This is a genomic window from Cellulosimicrobium sp. G4 BAM 1002 (genome assembly GCF_057126935.1).
On sequence record NZ_CP182109.1, the window covers coordinates 1,762,181 to 1,777,897 of the forward strand.

Genomic DNA, 15,717 nt, shown 5'->3' on the forward strand with positions numbered 1-15,717 from the left:
GGTGAGGTGGTCTACCGGGGGCCGAGCGGGCGGCCGCGCGGGAGGGCGCGAGAGGTGCGCGACAGGGCGCACGTGGTGCGCGAGGCGGGACTCGAACCCGCACGTCCGAGGACACCAGGACCTAAACCTGGCGCGGCTGCCAGTTACGCCACTCGCGCGCGGGGGTCAGTCTACGGCGGCACGAACGATGCACCTGCGCCCGAGAGCTGCACGTCGGAGTGCATCTCTCGGCCGCGGGTGCATCCCTCGAGGCGCAGCGCTTACTTCGGGTCGATGCCCAGGTCCCGGCGCAGCTTCGCGACGTGGCCGGTCGCCTTGACGTTGTACTGCGCGAGCTCGACCTTGCCGTCGGGGTCGACGACGACCGTCGAGCGGATGACACCGACGACGGTCTTGCCGTACAGCTTCTTCTCGCCCCAGGCGCCGTAGGCCTCCAGGACCTTCTTGTCCTCGTCCGCGACGAGCGGGAACGTCAGGTGCTCGGCCTCGGCGAACGCGACCAGCTTGTCGACCGGGTCGGGCGAGACGCCGACGACGGCGTACCCGGCGCCCTGCAGCGACGCGAGGTTGTCGCGGAAGTCGCACGCCTCGGTCGTGCAGCCCGGCGTGCCGGCCGCCGGGTAGAAGTAGACGACGACGTGCTGGCCGCGCAGGTCGGAGAGCGTGACGGTGGTGCCGTCCGCGGCGGGCAGGGTGAAGTCGGGAGCGGTGTCGCCGACGGTGAGGCGCGTGGACATGGATCTCCTTCGGTCCGGCCGGGGTGTCGTCCTCGAGGGTAGGTGAGCGTTCGTGGCGCGGGTAGCGTGGGGGCTGTGAGCAAGACGACGTCCGCCCCCTCGACCGCACCGTCCCCCGCCCCCTCCTCGGTGCGGTCGTCTCGGGCCGCCGCGCGCGACCTGCCCGTCCGGATGCTCCACGACCGCCTGCTCGTCGACCCCGAGGTCGACGCGAGCGAGCGCCAGAGCGCGGCGGGGCTCGTCATCCCGGCGACGGCGGTCGGGCCGAAGCGGCTCGCGTGGGCGGTGGTCGTCGCGGCAGGTGAGCACGTGCGCCAGGTCGCGGTCGGGGACCGCGTGCTCTTCGACCCGGACGAGCGGGCCGAGGTCGAGCTCGGCGGCAAGGACCTCGTGCTGCTGCGCGAGCGGGACGTGCACGCCGTGTCGCAGGAGGTCGAGGAGAGCGGGTCGACCGGTCTCTACCTGTGACGGCGGGGTCGTCGGCGTCCCTCGACGGCACTCGACGGCACCTGGACGGCACCTGGACGGCACCTGGACGGCGCAGCGTCCGGCGCTGTCGCCGACGTCACAGCGGCACCGGCGGAACGGATTTTCCCGGCGCGCCGGCGGCTGCTAGTGTTTTCTCTCGCGCGCCATTAGCTCAATTGGCAGAGCAGCTGACTCTTAATCAGCGGGTTCGGGGTTCGAGTCCCTGATGGCGCACCACCACCGATCGGGCCGTCCGTCATCGCGGGCGGCCTGAGCCGTGCCGGTCGAGAGCCGGGGCGGCGGACGGATGTCGGAGCCCTACGGGCCTCGCGACGGACGCCCGCTGGTAGTGTTCCCTCTCGCGCGCCATTAGCTCAATTGGCAGAGCAGCTGACTCTTAATCAGCGGGTTCGGGGTTCGAGTCCCTGATGGCGCACCCCCTCTGACCAGGCCGTCCACCCTCGCGGTGGGCGGCCTTCGTCGTCCCGCCGCACAGATCGTCGGCGCACCGGAACGTCGCCGGGCGTTCGGCTCCCGTTCGCGGCGCCTCGTCCGAGAGTTCACCTGTGCCCGGAATGGTCCGGTACGGGTGCGCGTGCCCCGGACGACCGTCCTCGGCCGTCCACGGCACAGCCCGCCTCGCCCTGTCGACGACGAAAGGACACGCCGATGGACACCATCGCGCACACGCCCCAGACCCGGAGAAGACGACGCGCGCTCGCCGCCGCGCTCGGCGCGAGCCTCGCCGTGGGGGCGGTCGTGCCGGTCGCCGCCGCGGCGGCGCCTCTCGGGCTGCCCACCGCGGCGCCTGCCGTCACGCGCACCGCCGGCCCCGCGTCGTGGGGCGCCGAGGAGCCGAGCGGCACGCCCGTGCTGCACCCGACGACCGGGACGTACGTCGACGGCACGGTGACCGTCTCGGCGGAGCCGGTCCAGGCCGGTGACCCCGTCGCGGAGCTCGCCGTGGACGGCGAGCCGCTGACCGCCACGCCGACCCCCGCGACCGCGCGCCTGCTCTTCGACGTCGGCAGCAACTCGATCGAGAAGCGCTACGGCAGCTTCGTCCTCGTCAACGGGACGCGCGTCGAGCTGGACCGCGACATGGTCTCCGAGCGCGTCGCGCTCGACGTGCCGAACGACCTGCTCGTTCAGGGCGCGAACGACGTGCGGTTCGTCGTCGGCGCGGTCGAGACGTCCTGCGGCTCGAACTACGACGACTTCGACGTCACCGAGGTCTCCCTCGAGCTGCTCGGCGAGGTCGCCGACGGCTCGGCGAACAGGTTCAGCTACCAGTTCGGTGACGGCTCCTGCGGTACGAACACCTCCCGGGTCCTCGCCGCCGACCTCTCGTTCACCGTCGCCCAGGACCCCGCCGCCACGACGGGACTCACCGCGGAGCTCGACACCACGACCGTCGAGAACGGCGCGCACACGCTCACCGCCACGACGGCGTCGGGCCTGTCGGCCACGAGCGCGGTGACGGTGAACAACTCGGCGCCCGGCGCTCCGGCCATCACGCCCGCCGACGGCGCCCTCGTCAACGGGACGCAGACGGTCCTCGCGACCCCGCCCGCCGAGGGCGAGGCGCCTGCGGGCATCGAGCTCGACGGCGCCCCCCTCGCGACCACGCCGACGCTCGGCGCGGGATCGTCGGCGTTCGTGTTCACGGTCGGGTCCAACTCGATCGAGGCGCGGTACGTCAACCACCTGCTCGTCAACGGCCAGCGCATCGACCTCGTCGACCGCGACTACGTGAGTGAGACCGTGCGGGTCGACGTCCCGAACGCGTACCTCGCGCCGGGACGCAACGTGATCCGCTTCGTCGCGGGGACCTATCCGACGGCGTGCGGCGACAACCGCGACGACTTCGCGATCTCCGGTCTCGGCCTCGAGCCGAGCCACGGCACGGCGACGGCCGTGGGTGTTGCCCCGTCGTACTCGCTCGGCGACGGCGACTGCGGCTCCAGCACGACGAAGCCGCGCGAGGTCGACCTCGCCTTCGACGTCGCCCTGGCTGCCGACGCGCCCGCTCCGGGCCTGCGCGCCGACGTCGACACCACGACGCTCGCCGACGGCGAGCACACCCTGACCTCTGCGACCGCCGCCGGCGCTGCCGCTCGCCGCACCATCACGACCGACAACACCGGTCCGGCGGTCGCGTCGAGCGCACCCGCCGCGGGTACCCAGCTCGCGACGGCGACGAGCCTCGCCGTCGAGCTGGCCGACGCGACGGGCGTGCTCGACGGCCCGCACGTCACGCTCGACGGTGCCGCCCTCGGGCTGGGCGCCCCGGTCGGCCCCGGCCTCGAGCCGGGCGAGCACGTGCTCGTCGTCACGGCCACGGACGTGCTCGGCAACGCGAGCACGCACGAGATCGCCTTCACGAGCCTCGGCGTCCCCGACGTGCCGACGGGCCTCGCGCCCGCGACCGGGACGACCGGCGTCGAGGGCTCGGTCGAGCTCGGCGCGCGCGTGAGCGCACCCGGCGGCGGCGACGTCACCGCGACGTTCTCGCGCGCAGAGGTGCGCTCGCCGGTCGTCGCGGCCCAGGGCGAGACCGCCCAGGTGCCGACCGACGTCCTGCACGTCGAGGGTGAGCAGCCTGCCGCCGTCGACGCGCTCGTCCCCGGCGACGACGCGACGCTCGACTCCGCGCAGGCTGCCGACGGCGCCTACCAGCGCTTCGAGATCCCGGCCGAGGGCGACGTGACGGGGCAGACGGTCCGCTGGGACGGCGAGATCGACCCCCAGCGCCTCGCCACCCTGCACGTGTGGGACGGCGGCGCGTGGGAGCCGCTCGCGTCGGCGCGCGGCGCCGTCGAGGGGGAGACGAGCCTCACCGCCACGCTGGCGGCGCGGCACGCGGCCGCGGGGACGGTGCACGTGCTGGTCACCGGCACCGACCCGTTCGCCGACGACATCGACGACGGCGTCGGCACAGAGGAGCCGACGTCGTTCGCCGACCGCGACGCCTACGACTTCTCGATGGTCCACTTCACCGACACGCAGTACCTGTCCGAGGGCGCCGTCGAGCAGGAGACCGCCGAGGAGCGCGCGGTCTGGGCGAAGACGTACACCGACCTCGTGCAGTGGGTCGTCGACAACGCCGACGAGCGTGGCATCGAGTACGTCGCGCACACGGGCGACATCATCGAGAACTACACGCGTCTTCCCGCGGACGAGGCGATGGAGACGCAGGTGCGGGGTGAGTACGAGTTCTCGTCGTCGGCGCAGCGGCTCCTCGACGAGTCGGGCATCCCGAACGGCGTCCTCGCGGGCAACCACGACAACCTCACGGGCTCCGACAACGGGCCGGGTGCGCTGTACAACGCGTACTACGGCCCGGGCCGCTACGAGACGCTCTCGGCCGGCTGGGAGGACGCGTCGTACGGCGGCCCCTGGCGCGAGGGCGACAACCAGAACCACTACGACCTGTTCACGGCCGGCGGCCTGGACTTCGTCGCGGTGTACCTGTCGTACGGCGTGACGGACGAGGAGGCCGTGTGGGCCGACGGCGTCCTGGAGCAGTTCGCCGACCGCAACGCGATCGTGCTCGCGCACGACTACCTCGCGCCGAGCACCAACCCCGACGGCCGCGGTGCGCCGTTCTCCACGCCCGACGGACGCCTGCTGTACTCCAAGGTCGTCGAGCCCAACCCGAACGTGTTCCTCGTGCTCTCCGGCCACGAGCACGGCGTGGGGATCAACGTGAAGCAGGACGTCGGCACGCCGGGCAACGGCGTCGTCGAGCTGCTCGCCGACTACCAGTTCTACGAGGTCACGGCCGAGGAGGCAGGGCTCACCGAGGTCGGGGGCTACGCGCCCGACCAGGGGCTGCGGCTGGGCGCGAGCTACCTGCGCCTGCTGCAGTTCGACGTCGAGCGCTCCGAGATGATCGTCGACACCTACTCGCCGTGGCTCGAGAACTTCGGCGCCACCGAGTACGACGACCGCCAGCGCTACAACGGCCTCGAGGACGACTTCACGGTCCCGGTCGACCTCACGACGCGCACCACGAGCCTCGCGACCGACGCCGTCTCGCTCTACGCGACGGCCGAGGAGATCGGGAGCGTGACGGTCCCGTCGGGCGAGGTCGCGACGGTCACGTGGGACGAGCTCGCGCCGGGCACGCTCCACGCCTGGACGGTCACGGCCACGAGCGCGGGCGGCGGCACCGCCACCGCACCCGTGCAGTCGTTCACGACGGCGCCCGCGGCGGACGGCCTCGTCGTGACGACGACGGCCCGCGCGCAGTGCATGCCGGGGAAGGCGTTCGTGGCAGTCCGGGCGACGAACGACGACACGGTCCCGGTCGACGTCACGCTGAGCACCCCGTTCGGCGACCGCACGGTCGCGGGCGTGCAGCCCGGCGCCTCGGCGTACCAGGCGTTCGCGGTGCGCGCCGCGGACCTCGCCGCCGGCACCGCGCACGTGACCGCGAGCGGCGACGGGCGGTCCTTCGGGTCCGACGTCGCGTACGACGCGATCTCGTGCGGCTGAGACCGGCGACCTCTCGGTGAGGCGGTGACGCCGCACGGGCACGAGAGGTGAGAAGTGGCCCCTGGATCCTGCGATCCGGGGGCCACTTATCGCTTCTGGTCGCGGTCAGACCGCGGCCCACCCGCCGTCGCTGTGCAGGACGGCGCCCGAGACGTTGGCCGAGTCGTCGGACAGCAGCCACGTGATCGCCGCGGCGAGCTGGTCGGCGCTCGCGGCGGGCGGCACGGTCGTGCCCATGATCGGGCCGAGGCGCTCACCGGCGTGCTGGGACCGGAACGGCGCCTCGATGCTCGTCGCGACGGCGCCCGGCGCCACGACGTTCGCGCGCACGCCCTTCGGCGTGTAGAAGAGGGCCGTGCTCTTCGTGAACCCCACGACCGCGTGCTTCGACGTCGCGTAGGCCGTGCCGGACGCCGAGGCGCGCGTGCTCGCCTCCGACCCGACGTTGACGATCGACCCGGCACCCGCCTCGAGCATGAGGGGCAGCACCGCGCGCGTGAGGCGCATGACGGCGGTGACGTTCACGGCCATCACGAGGTCCCACGTCGCGTCGTCGAGCTCCGCGGGCGGCAGGAACCCGTCCATGATGCCGGCGACGTTCGCGAGCCCGTCGACGCGTCCGCCTGCGGCGGCGGCCACCGCATCGACCGTGGTCTGCGCGGTCACGTCGCCCGCGACCGTGACGAGCGCGTCGGTCCCGACCTCGGCGGCGAGCTTCTCCAGGCGGTCCTCGCGGACGTCGGTCGCGACGACGCGCGCCCCCTCCGCGATCAGCCTCTCGACCGTGGCGCGACCGATCCCGGCGCCCGCGCCGGTGACGATCACGGTGCGGCCCTCGAACCGGTCCGGTACGTGGTTGCTGACCATGACGGCTCCTCCTGTCCGCGCCGGCGCGAGGGTGGTCCGGCGTCGTGCTCCCATCCCACCTCGCGCGCGGGGGCGCGCGCGAGAGACGTTGGTCCCCGCGTCAGTGGCGGACGTCCCGCGGACTCCTGCCGGCCGCCACGTACCCTGGTGCGGTGCCCGAGCCGACCCCTCAGACCCTCGACGACGCCATGACCGGCGCAGCGACCGGCGCAGCGACCGACGGCCCGCCGCGGTACCGCCCGCAGCCCGTGTCGTTCGTGCGCCGCAGCGGTCGCCTCGGCGCCCGGCAGCAGCGGGCGTGGGACGCGCACCGCGACCGGTACGTCGTCGACGTGCCGCGCGACGTCGCGCGCACGTCGGTCGACCCGGCGTACGCGCTCGACGTCGCGGTCACCTTCGGGCGTGAGCGTCGCCTCGTCGTCGAGATCGGCTCCGGACAGGGCGAGGCGGTCGTGGCCGCGGCGGAGCGCGAGCCCGAGACCGACTTCCTCGCGGTCGAGGTGTACACGCCCGGCCTGGCCCAGACGGTCCTGCGGGCGGCCCAGCGTGACCTGACGAACGTGCGTCTCGTCCAGGCGAACGCCGCCGAGCTCCTCGCCACGACGCTGCCCGCGGGCAGCGTCGACGAGCTGTGGGTCTTCTTCCCGGACCCGTGGCACAAGGCGCGCCACCACAAGCGGCGGCTCGTGACGCCGTCGTTCGCGGCGCTCGTCGAGCGCGTGCTGCGCGCGCCGGGCGGGGGAGCGGACGGCGCACGGACCGGCGGGACGCTGCGCCTCGCGACGGACTGGGCCGAGTACGCGGACCAGATGGCCGAGGTGCTCGACGCGGCGCCCGGGCTGCGCAACGTGCACGGGCCGGGAGCTTCCGCCCCCCGGTTCGAGGGCCGGGTGCTGACCGGGTTCGAGCGCAAGGGCGAGGCGGCAGGACGCGTCATCACCGACCTGGAGTACGTCCGCGCCTGACATCACGACCACCCACGGCCACGCCGTCGACGGGTCTTGCGGACAGAAGTGATCTACGGCACATTGTGCCGGGGGTGAAACGTCGCCCCGGGCACGCAGCGTCGCGTGCGGCAGCGCCGTACGCACGTTCCGCCCTCCATGAGCCAACGGAGGCGTCATGACCGACGTATCGGCCGTACCCGGAACGGGACCTGCCGAGGAGACCGACTACCAGCGGGTCCAGCGTTCGCCGGAGTTCCAGGACCTGCGCAGGCGGTTCCGCAACTTCGTGTTCCCGATGACCGCGCTGTTCCTCGTCTGGTACTTCGTGTACGTCCTGCTGGCGAACTACGCGCACGACTTCATGAGCACCAGGGTCTGGGGGAACATCACCGTCGGCCTGCTGTTCGGCCTCGGCCAGTTCGTGTCCACGTTCGCCATCACGATGATCTACGCCCGCTGGGCGAACAGGCGCTTCGACGCCGCGGCCGACGAGCTGCGCCGGGAGATCGAGGAGGACGAGCTGTGAGCGCGCACATCCTGGCCGCGGAGGCCACCGACATCGGCAACCCCGTCGTCAACATCGCGATCTTCGGCGTGTTCGTCGCCGTGACCCTCGTCATCGTGCTGCGCGCGTCGCGGCAGAACAAGTCTGCCGCGGACTACTACGCGGGCGGCCGGTCCTTCACCGGCCCGCAGAACGGCACCGCGATCGCGGGCGACTACCTGTCCGCCGCGAGCTTCCTGGGGATCTGCGGCGCCATCGCGATCAACGGGTACGACGGCTTCCTCTACTCGATCGGCTTCCTCGTCGCGTGGCTCGTCGCGCTCCTGCTCGTCGCCGAGCTCCTGCGCAACACGGGCAAGTTCACGATGGCCGACGTGCTGTCGTTCCGGCTCAAGCAGCGCCCGGTGCGCATGGCCGCGGCGATCGCGACCCTCGCCGTCGTGTTCTTCTACCTGCTCGCCCAGATGGCCGGTGCGGGCGGGCTCGTCGCGCTCCTGCTCGGCATCGACACCACGGCCGGGCAGAGCCTCGTCGTCGCGGTCGTCGGCGCGCTGATGATCCTCTACGTCCTCGTCGGCGGCATGAAGGGCACCACGTGGGTGCAGATCATCAAGGCGGTGCTGCTCATCGCGGGCGCGGCCGTCATGACGGTCTGGGTCCTCGCGAAGTTCGGGTTCAACCTCTCCGACCTTCTCCAGGGCGCCATCGACAAGGCCGGCCCGGGCGGGGAGGCGCTCATCGAGCCCGGCAAGCAGTACGGCGCCACGGAGACGACGAAGCTCGACTTCCTGTCCCTCGCCCTCGCGCTCGTGCTCGGCACCGCGGGCCTGCCGCACGTGCTCATGCGCTTCTACACCGTGCCCTCGGCCAAGGAGGCCCGCCGCTCGGTCGTGTGGGCGATCTGGCTCATCGGCATCTTCTACCTGTTCACGCTCGTCCTCGGCTACGGCGCCGGAGCGCTGGTCGGACCGGAGGTCATCAGCGCCGCACCTGGCGGCGTGAACTCGGCGGCGCCGCTGCTCGCGTTCGCCCTCGGCGGGGAGATCCTGCTCGGCTTCATCTCCGCGGTCGCGTTCGCGACCATCCTCGCCGTCGTCGCGGGACTGACGATCACTGCAGCCGCGAGCTTCGCGCACGACATCTACGCCAACGTCATCAAGAAGGGCGAGGTCAAGCCCGACGGCGAGGTCAAGGTCGCGCGCATCACGGTGGTCGTCATCGGCATCCTGGCGATCCTCGGCGGGATCTTCGCCCAGGGGCAGAACGTCGCGTTCCTCGTGGCGCTCGCGTTCGCCGTCGCCGCGAGCGCGAACCTGCCGACCATCATCTACTCCCTGTTCTGGAAGCGGTTCAACACGTCGGGCGCGCTGTGGAGCATGTACGGCGGCCTGATCTCGTGCGTCGTGCTCATCGCGTTCTCGCCCGTCGTCTCGGGCAAGGTCGACCCGGTGACGGGCGCGAGCCTGTCGATGATCAAGAACACCGACATCGACTTCGCGATCTTCCCGCTGAGCAACCCCGGCATCGTCTCCATCCCGCTGGCCTTCCTCCTGGGCATCCTCGGGACGTTGCTCAGCAAGGAGAAGCCGCACCCGGAGAAGTTCGCCGAGATGGAGGTGCGCTCGCTCACGGGCGCAGGGGCGGAGAAGGCGGTCGTGCACTAGCCGAGCCGCGCTGCCGCGACGAAATCTCGTCGCGGCAGCGCGGTCCGCGACGTACGGTCTCGCCATGGTCCCGCACCCGTCGCCCGCCCCCGTGCTGGTCGTCACCGGGGCCATGGCGGCCGGCAAGTCCACCGTCGCGGACGCTCTCGCACGCTCGTTCCCGCTCGCGGCGCACGTGCGGGGCGACATGTTCCGGCGGTTCGTCGTGAGCGGGCAGGCCTCGATGGAACCGCCGCTCTCGCACGAGGCCCGTGCCCAGCTCGACCTGCGGCACGCCCTCGCGGCACAGGCAGCCGACACCTACGCCGCCGCCGGGATCACCGCGGTGGTCCAGGACATCCTGCTCGGGTCGGACCTCGAGCGCTTCACGGCGCGCGTGCGCACCCGCCCGTGCTACGCCGTCGTGCTCACGCCCGACGCGGCGACGCTCGCGGCGCGCGACGCCGCCCGGCACAAGCAGGGGTACGGGGACTGGACCCCGGACGAGTTCGCCACCGCCGGGCGCGAGACGCCCGGCGGCCTCCACCTCGACACGACCGGGTGGACCGTCGCCGAGACCGTGCGCCACGTGCTCGACCGCCTGGACGACGCGCGCGTGGCCTGACGCCTCTGGCCTGGCGTCGGAACGGGTGCCGCCCGGCTCACGGGCGCGCGGAGGGGGTCGGCACGGCAGGATGAGCACATGACGACGAGCACCGACGACACCGGGACCGAGACCTTCGACGTGATCGTGATCGGCGGTGGTCCGGTCGGCGAGAACGCCGCCGACCGGGCCGGACGCACCGGACTGAGCGTCGCGCTCGTCGAGGCCGAGCTCGTCGGCGGCGAGTGCTCGTACTGGGCATGCATCCCCTCCAAGACGCTCCTCCGCCCGGGCGCGGTCCGTGCAGAGGCGAGGGGAGTCGCGGGTGTGGGCATCGACGACGGCCTCGACGTGCCTGCGGTCCTCGCGCGCCGCGACGCGATGGTCTCCGACTGGGACGACTCGGGCCAGGTGTCGTGGGTCGAGGGCGCGGGGATCACGCTCGTCCGCGGCCTCGGGCGGATCGTGGGTCCCCGGCTCGTCGAGGTCGTCGCCGAGGAGTCCGACGCCGACCCGGACGACCTTCCCCGCGCGCGCCGGCTCGAGGCGCGCCACGCGGTGATCGTCGCGAGCGGGAGCGTACCGGTCCTGCCCGACGTGCCCGGCCTCGCGGACGCGAACCCGTGGACGAGCCGCGAGGCGACGGCGGTCGAGGAGGTTCCCGAGTCGCTCGCGATCGTCGGCGGGGGCGTCGTCGCCACCGAGATGGCCGTCGCCTTCGCCGACCTCGGGTCGCGCGTCACCGTGCTCTCGCGCGGTGGGCTGCTCGGGCGGACCGAGCCGTGGGCCGGGGAGGCGGTCGCCGCGTCGCTGCGCGAGCTCGGCGTGGACGTGCGGATCGGCGTCGCCACCGAGTCCGTCGAGGCGCTGCCCGACGGCGGGGCGCGGCTCCTGCTCGGCACTGCGGGCTCGCGCGGGTCGGGCGGTGCGTCGTCGGGCGCCGACGCCTCGGGCGGGCCGGACCTCTCGCCCGTGACCGCGGCCAGGGTGCTCGTCGCGACCGGGCGCGCGCCGCGCACGCAGGACCTGGGCGTCGACACCGTCGGGCTCACGCCCGGCCGCGCGCTCGACGTCGACGACACGATGCTGGTCCAGGGGCTCGCCGAGGACGCGGGAGCCGGCTGGCTCTACGCCTGCGGTGATGTCACCGGTCGCGTCGCGACGACCCACCAGGGCAAGTACCAGGGCCGCGTCGCGGGGGACGTCGTCGCCGCCCGCTTCGGCGACGCGGGCACGCCGGACGCGCCGACCGCGGGCGCGCGCCCTCCGGCCGTCGGGGCCGCGCCCGAGCCGTGGACCCGCTTCGCGGCGAGCGCCGACGCCGTCGCCTCGCCGCAGGTCGTGTTCACGCGACCCGAGGTGGCTGCCGTCGGGCACACCGAGGCGTCCGCGCGCGACGCGGGGATCGACGTGCGCGTCGTGCGGTACGACCTCGCGAACATCGCGGGCGCCTCCGTGCGCGCCGAGGACTACACCGGGACCGCGCAGCTCGTGGTCGACACGGCACGCGAGCTCGTGGTCGGGGCGACGTTCGTCGGTCCGGACGCCGCGGAGATGCTGCACGCCGCGACGATCGCCGTCGTCGGCGAGGTCCCGCTGCGGCGGCTGTGGCACGCCGTGCCGTCGTACCCGACTGTGAGCGAGGTCTGGCTCCGGTTCCTCGAGGAGTACGGGCTCTGAGACTGCGCATCGCCTAGGCTTCGTCGCGTGACGACCGAGAACACCGCCCCGCGCGTCGCCCTCGCGACGTGCTCCGTGCTGCCGAACCTCGACCCCGACGACGCGCCGCTCGTGCGGGCGCTCGATGCCCGCGGCGTCGCGGCGGAGCCTGCCGTCTGGGACGACCCGGAGGTGGACTGGGACTCGTTCGACGCCGTCGTCGTGCGCTCCACGTGGGACTACTCGGCACGGCGCGACGAGTTCGTCGCCTGGGCCGCCCGCGTCCCGCGCATCCTCAACCCCGAGCCGGTCCTGCGCTGGAACACCGACAAGGGGTACCTGCGCGAGCTCGAGACCGCCGGGATCCCCGTCATCCCGACCCTGTGGCTCGACCCGGCGCGCAACCTCTCCTCGCGCGCGATCCACACCCGCCTGCCCGCGCAGGGCGATTTCGTCATCAAGCCCGTCGTCAGCGCGGGAGCCAAGGACACGGGCCGCTACCAGGCGGGCGAGGCGCACTCGCGCGGGCTCGCGATCCAGCACGCGAAGAACCTCCTGGCCTCCGGGCGCGAGGTCATGGTCCAGCCGTACGTGACGAGCGTCGACACGGCGGGGGAGACCGGCCTCGTGTTCGTCGACGGCGAGTTCTCGCACGCCGTGCGCAAGAACGCGCTGCTCACCGGCCCGCACCGGCCCACCCGCGGGCTGTACCAGCAGGAGGAGATGAGCCCCTTCACGGCGTCAGAGGAGCAGCTCGAGGTCGCACGTCGTGCGCTCGACGTGGCCGCGGGCGCCGTCGGCGGCGGGGACGTGTCGAGCTTCCTCTACGCGCGCGTCGACGTCGTCACCGGCAACGCCGGCGGGGTCGTCGTCATCGAGCTCGAGCTCACCGAGCCGTCGCTCTTCCTCGCGCTCGCCCCGGGGTCGCTCGACCGCTTCGCGGACGCGATCTCAGCCCGCGTCACCGGCTGACGGGTCGGGTCCGGGCCGACCTGGCGCGGCCGGGTCGGTCCGCGGTCCCTCGCGACGTCAGCTCGCCGTGCGGGCGTCGAAGCGGCGCCGGTACTCCGAGGGCGACGTGCCGAACGCCGCGGCGAAGCCCTGCCGCAGCGTGACGGCGCTGCCGAACCCGCACGTCGCGGCGACCTGGTCGACGGGCAGGTCCGTCGACTCGAGCAGCCGACGCGCCTCGTCGAGCCGCCGGGAGCGGACCCAGGCCGCGGGTGTCGTGCCGGTGGAGGCGCGGAACGCGCGGATGAACGTGCGGGTGCTCAGGTGCGCCCTCGCGGCGAGCCGCTCGACGGTCAGGTCCTCGTCCAGGTGCTGGAGCGTCCAGGCGACGACCCGGGAGACCGGGTCGTCGGCCCCCTGTGCAGGCAGGGGCCGCTCGATGAACTGCGCCTGCCCTCCCTCGCGGTGCGGGGCCACCACGAGCTGACGCGCCACCTGGTTCGCCGCAGCCGCGCCGAGCCGGCGACGGACGAGGTGCAGGCAGGCGTCGATCGCCGACGCGGTCCCGGCCGAGGTGAGCACGTCCCCGTGGTCGACGTAGAGGACGGACGCGTCGAGGACGACGTCGGGGTGGCGGCTCGCGAGCATGTCGACGGACTGCCAGTGCGTCACGGCCTCGCGGCCGGACAGCAGGCCCGCGTCGGCGACCGCGACCGCGCCGAGGCACAGCCCGGCGACTGTCGCGCCACGCGCGTGCGCCGTGGTGAGGGTGCGTCGCAGCGTGGCCCCGGCGGGCCGCCCGTCCTCGAACCAGGACGGGACGACGACGACGTCGCAGTCCGCGACGGCGGCCGGGCCCCGTACGCCGCCGACGCGGTAGCCCTCGGTCGTGCGGACCGACCCCGCGCGGTCCGAGAAGAGCACCGTCTCCCAGTCGGCGAGCCCCTGACGCGCCACCTCGTCGAAGACGATCTGCGGGACGGAGAGGTGGAACATCGTGACGCCGTCGAAGGCGTAGACGGCGATGCGCAGCGGCGCTCCGGGGTGTGGCACGAATCCATCGTAACGATGCACATGTGCCAATGGCGGCAGACGTGCCCGACCGAGAGGATCGACGGGTCGCCCTCGAAGGCGGCGTCCCCCGAACCCAGGAGCACGCAGTCATGACCACCCCGCGCCGCGCCCTCGTCCTCGTCGACGTCCAGCAGGACTACTTCGGTGGCCCCCTCGAGATCCAGTACCCGCCCCACGCCGAGTCGCTGCCCCGTATCGCCGCCGCGATCGACGCCGCTGCTGCGGCCGGCATCCCGGTCGCCGCCGTGCAGCACACGTCGGGCGAGGGCGCGCCGGTGTTCGACCCCAGCGCTCCCGGCTATCAGCTGCACCCCGAGGTCGGGGACCGCCGGACCGACGCGTGGAAGTCGGTCGTGAAGCAGTACGGCACGGTCTTCGCCGGGACGGACCTGCTCGACTGGCTCCGCGACCACCAGGTCGACACCGTGACGTTCGTCGGCTACATGACCAACAACTGCATCCTCGCCTCCGCCGCCGAGGCCGAGACGCACGGCCTGAGTGCCGAGGTGCTGTCCGACGCTACCGGGGCGATCCACCTCGCGAACGACGCCGGGTTCGTGGACGCCAGGACCGTGCACACCACGCTGCTGACGCTGCTCGCCTCGAACTTCGCCGCGGTCGCCGACACGGCCACCTGGTCGGACGCCGTCGTCGCGGGCACGCCGTTGCCCAAGAGCGACCTCGGCACGTCCGCGGTCGCCGGCGCACAGCGCGCCGCGCAGGGCTGAGCGCCACGGCTCTCCTGGCTCCGGTCGCTCGGGACGACCCCCGCGCGACCGGAGCCGGAGCCCGGGTCAGGCGAGGTCGTTCTCCGCGAGCCAGTCCGCCGCGATGTCCTCCGGCGAGCGCTCGTCGACGGTCGACTCGACGTTGAGGGCGATCAGCCCTTCGGGCGTGAGCGCCGCGCTGACCGGGTTGATGACGTCCGCGATCTCCTCGGCGATCTCCGTGCTGACGAGCGGCACGACGTTCGAGGCGAGGAACAGGCCCTCGGGGTCCTCGAGCGTGACGAGGTTCTCGGTCTGGATCTGCGGGTCGGCGCTGAAGACGTTGGCGACGTTCACGGTGCCCGCGACGAGGTCCTGGACCGTGGTGTCCCCGGTGGCGACGAAGGACACGTCGACGCCGTAGACGTCCTTGAGCCCCTGCGGGCCGTAGGGGCGCTGCTCGAGTTCCGCCGGGCCGCCGAGCGTGAGCGGCACGTCAAGGCCGGCGAGGTCGGCGAGGCTCGTGAGGTCGTTCTCCGTGGCGAACGCCTCGGTCACGTTGTACGAGTCCTGGTCCGTCGCGGTGGACTGCTCCAGGACCGTGAGGCCCTCGGGCAGCGACTCCTGGAGCGCCGCGTACACGTCGTCGGGCGAGGTCGCGGTGGTCTCCGGGTCGAAGAACTGCAGGAGGTTGCCCGTGTACTCGGGGAAGAGGTGGATCTCGCCGCTCTCGAGGGCCGGCATGTAGGCGTCGCGCTGACCGATCGTGAAGTCGCGCTGCACGGTGAAGCCCTCCGCCTCGAGCGCCTGGGCGTAGATCTCCGCGATGATCTCGTTGGAGTAGTAGGCCTGCGAGCCGATGACGATGGTGTCGGACGAGGCGCTGTCCGAACCGTCGGCGGGCTCCGTGTCGAGAGGGTCGGAGCCGCCACCGCAGGCGCTGAGCGCGAGGACTGCTGTCGCTGCTCCGGCGAGGAGTACGGCGGTGCGTCGGGTGGTGCGCATGTGTCTGCCTTTCTGAGGGCCGTCCCGGAGGGGAGGGTCGGTGGTCGGTC

13 protein-coding genes and 3 tRNA genes are annotated in these 15,717 nt (G+C 72.9%); 11 read left to right on the top strand and 5 right to left on the bottom strand.

The window, feature by feature from the left end:
• Positions 1 to 73: 73 nt before the first annotated feature.
• Positions 74 to 158, bottom strand: a tRNA-Leu gene (locus tag ACMXGY_RS07930).
• 102 nt (positions 159 to 260) lie between these two features.
• Positions 261 to 737, bottom strand: coding sequence for a thioredoxin-dependent thiol peroxidase (bcp, locus tag ACMXGY_RS07935; protein ID WP_483776306.1), 477 nt, complete (start codon positions 735 to 737; stop codon positions 261 to 263).
• Positions 738 to 812: 75 nt separating this feature from the next.
• Here bcp and ACMXGY_RS07940 point away from each other — a divergent pair, with 75 nt between their 5' ends.
• The 4 genes from ACMXGY_RS07940 (at position 813) to ACMXGY_RS07955 (ending at position 5,705) form a co-directional block, all read left to right on the top strand.
• Positions 813 to 1,205: a GroES family chaperonin gene (locus tag ACMXGY_RS07940; protein ID WP_483776307.1), complete on the top strand. Its 393-nt coding sequence runs from the start codon at positions 813 to 815 to the stop codon at positions 1,203 to 1,205.
• A gap of 161 nt (positions 1,206 to 1,366) precedes the next feature.
• Positions 1,367 to 1,442 (top strand) — tRNA-Lys (locus tag ACMXGY_RS07945).
• A gap of 126 nt (positions 1,443 to 1,568) precedes the next feature.
• Positions 1,569 to 1,641 (top strand) — tRNA-Lys (locus tag ACMXGY_RS07950).
• A gap of 233 nt (positions 1,642 to 1,874) precedes the next feature.
• Positions 1,875 to 5,705 (top strand): metallophosphoesterase, encoded by a 3,831-nt coding sequence (locus ACMXGY_RS07955; protein WP_483776308.1) that lies wholly within the window; start codon positions 1,875 to 1,877, stop codon positions 5,703 to 5,705.
• A gap of 105 nt (positions 5,706 to 5,810) precedes the next feature.
• On the opposite strand, the gene ACMXGY_RS07960 is transcribed toward ACMXGY_RS07955, so the two are convergent.
• Positions 5,811 to 6,572 carry an SDR family NAD(P)-dependent oxidoreductase gene (locus tag ACMXGY_RS07960; RefSeq protein WP_483776309.1) on the bottom strand — a complete coding sequence of 254 codons (762 nt, stop codon included), beginning with the start codon at positions 6,570 to 6,572 and terminating at the stop codon, positions 5,811 to 5,813.
• Between the two features lie 188 nt (positions 6,573 to 6,760).
• Here ACMXGY_RS07960 and trmB point away from each other — a divergent pair, with 188 nt between their 5' ends.
• The 6 genes from trmB (at position 6,761) to ACMXGY_RS07990 (ending at position 12,902) form a co-directional block, all read left to right on the top strand.
• On the top strand, positions 6,761 to 7,537 hold the full coding sequence (trmB, locus tag ACMXGY_RS07965) for a tRNA (guanosine(46)-N7)-methyltransferase TrmB (protein WP_483776817.1): 777 nt from the start codon (positions 6,761 to 6,763) through the stop codon (positions 7,535 to 7,537).
• A gap of 157 nt (positions 7,538 to 7,694) precedes the next feature.
• Positions 7,695 to 8,045, top strand: coding sequence for a DUF485 domain-containing protein (locus ACMXGY_RS07970; RefSeq protein ID WP_483776310.1), 351 nt, complete (start codon positions 7,695 to 7,697; stop codon positions 8,043 to 8,045).
• A complete protein-coding gene (locus ACMXGY_RS07975) occupies positions 8,042 to 9,688 on the top strand; it encodes a solute symporter family protein (RefSeq protein WP_483776311.1) in 1,647 nt (548 codons plus the stop codon). Before ACMXGY_RS07970 ends, ACMXGY_RS07975 begins: the two co-directional genes overlap by 4 nt.
• A gap of 64 nt (positions 9,689 to 9,752) precedes the next feature.
• Positions 9,753 to 10,292, top strand: a complete 540-nt coding sequence (locus ACMXGY_RS07980; RefSeq protein ID WP_483776312.1) for an AAA family ATPase — start codon at positions 9,753 to 9,755, stop codon at positions 10,290 to 10,292.
• 78 nt (positions 10,293 to 10,370) lie between these two features.
• Positions 10,371 to 11,951 carry a dihydrolipoyl dehydrogenase family protein gene (locus ACMXGY_RS07985; RefSeq protein ID WP_483776313.1) on the top strand — a complete coding sequence of 527 codons (1,581 nt, stop codon included), beginning with the start codon at positions 10,371 to 10,373 and terminating at the stop codon, positions 11,949 to 11,951.
• A gap of 27 nt (positions 11,952 to 11,978) precedes the next feature.
• Positions 11,979 to 12,902 (top strand): ATP-grasp domain-containing protein, encoded by a 924-nt coding sequence (locus tag ACMXGY_RS07990; RefSeq protein ID WP_483776314.1) that lies wholly within the window; start codon positions 11,979 to 11,981, stop codon positions 12,900 to 12,902.
• A gap of 57 nt (positions 12,903 to 12,959) precedes the next feature.
• Here ACMXGY_RS07990 and ACMXGY_RS07995 read toward each other — a convergent pair whose 3' ends face one another.
• Entirely contained in the window at positions 12,960 to 13,934 is a 975-nt protein-coding gene (locus tag ACMXGY_RS07995; RefSeq protein WP_483776315.1) for a GlxA family transcriptional regulator, read from the bottom strand.
• A gap of 110 nt (positions 13,935 to 14,044) precedes the next feature.
• Between ACMXGY_RS07995 and ACMXGY_RS08000 the strand changes: the two genes are divergently transcribed.
• A complete protein-coding gene (locus ACMXGY_RS08000) occupies positions 14,045 to 14,683 on the top strand; it encodes an isochorismatase family protein (protein ID WP_483776316.1) in 639 nt (212 codons plus the stop codon).
• A gap of 66 nt (positions 14,684 to 14,749) precedes the next feature.
• Here ACMXGY_RS08000 and ACMXGY_RS08005 read toward each other — a convergent pair whose 3' ends face one another.
• Positions 14,750 to 15,667, bottom strand: coding sequence for an ABC transporter substrate-binding protein (locus ACMXGY_RS08005; protein WP_483776317.1), 918 nt, complete (start codon positions 15,665 to 15,667; stop codon positions 14,750 to 14,752).
• Positions 15,668 to 15,717: the final 50 nt, after the last annotated feature.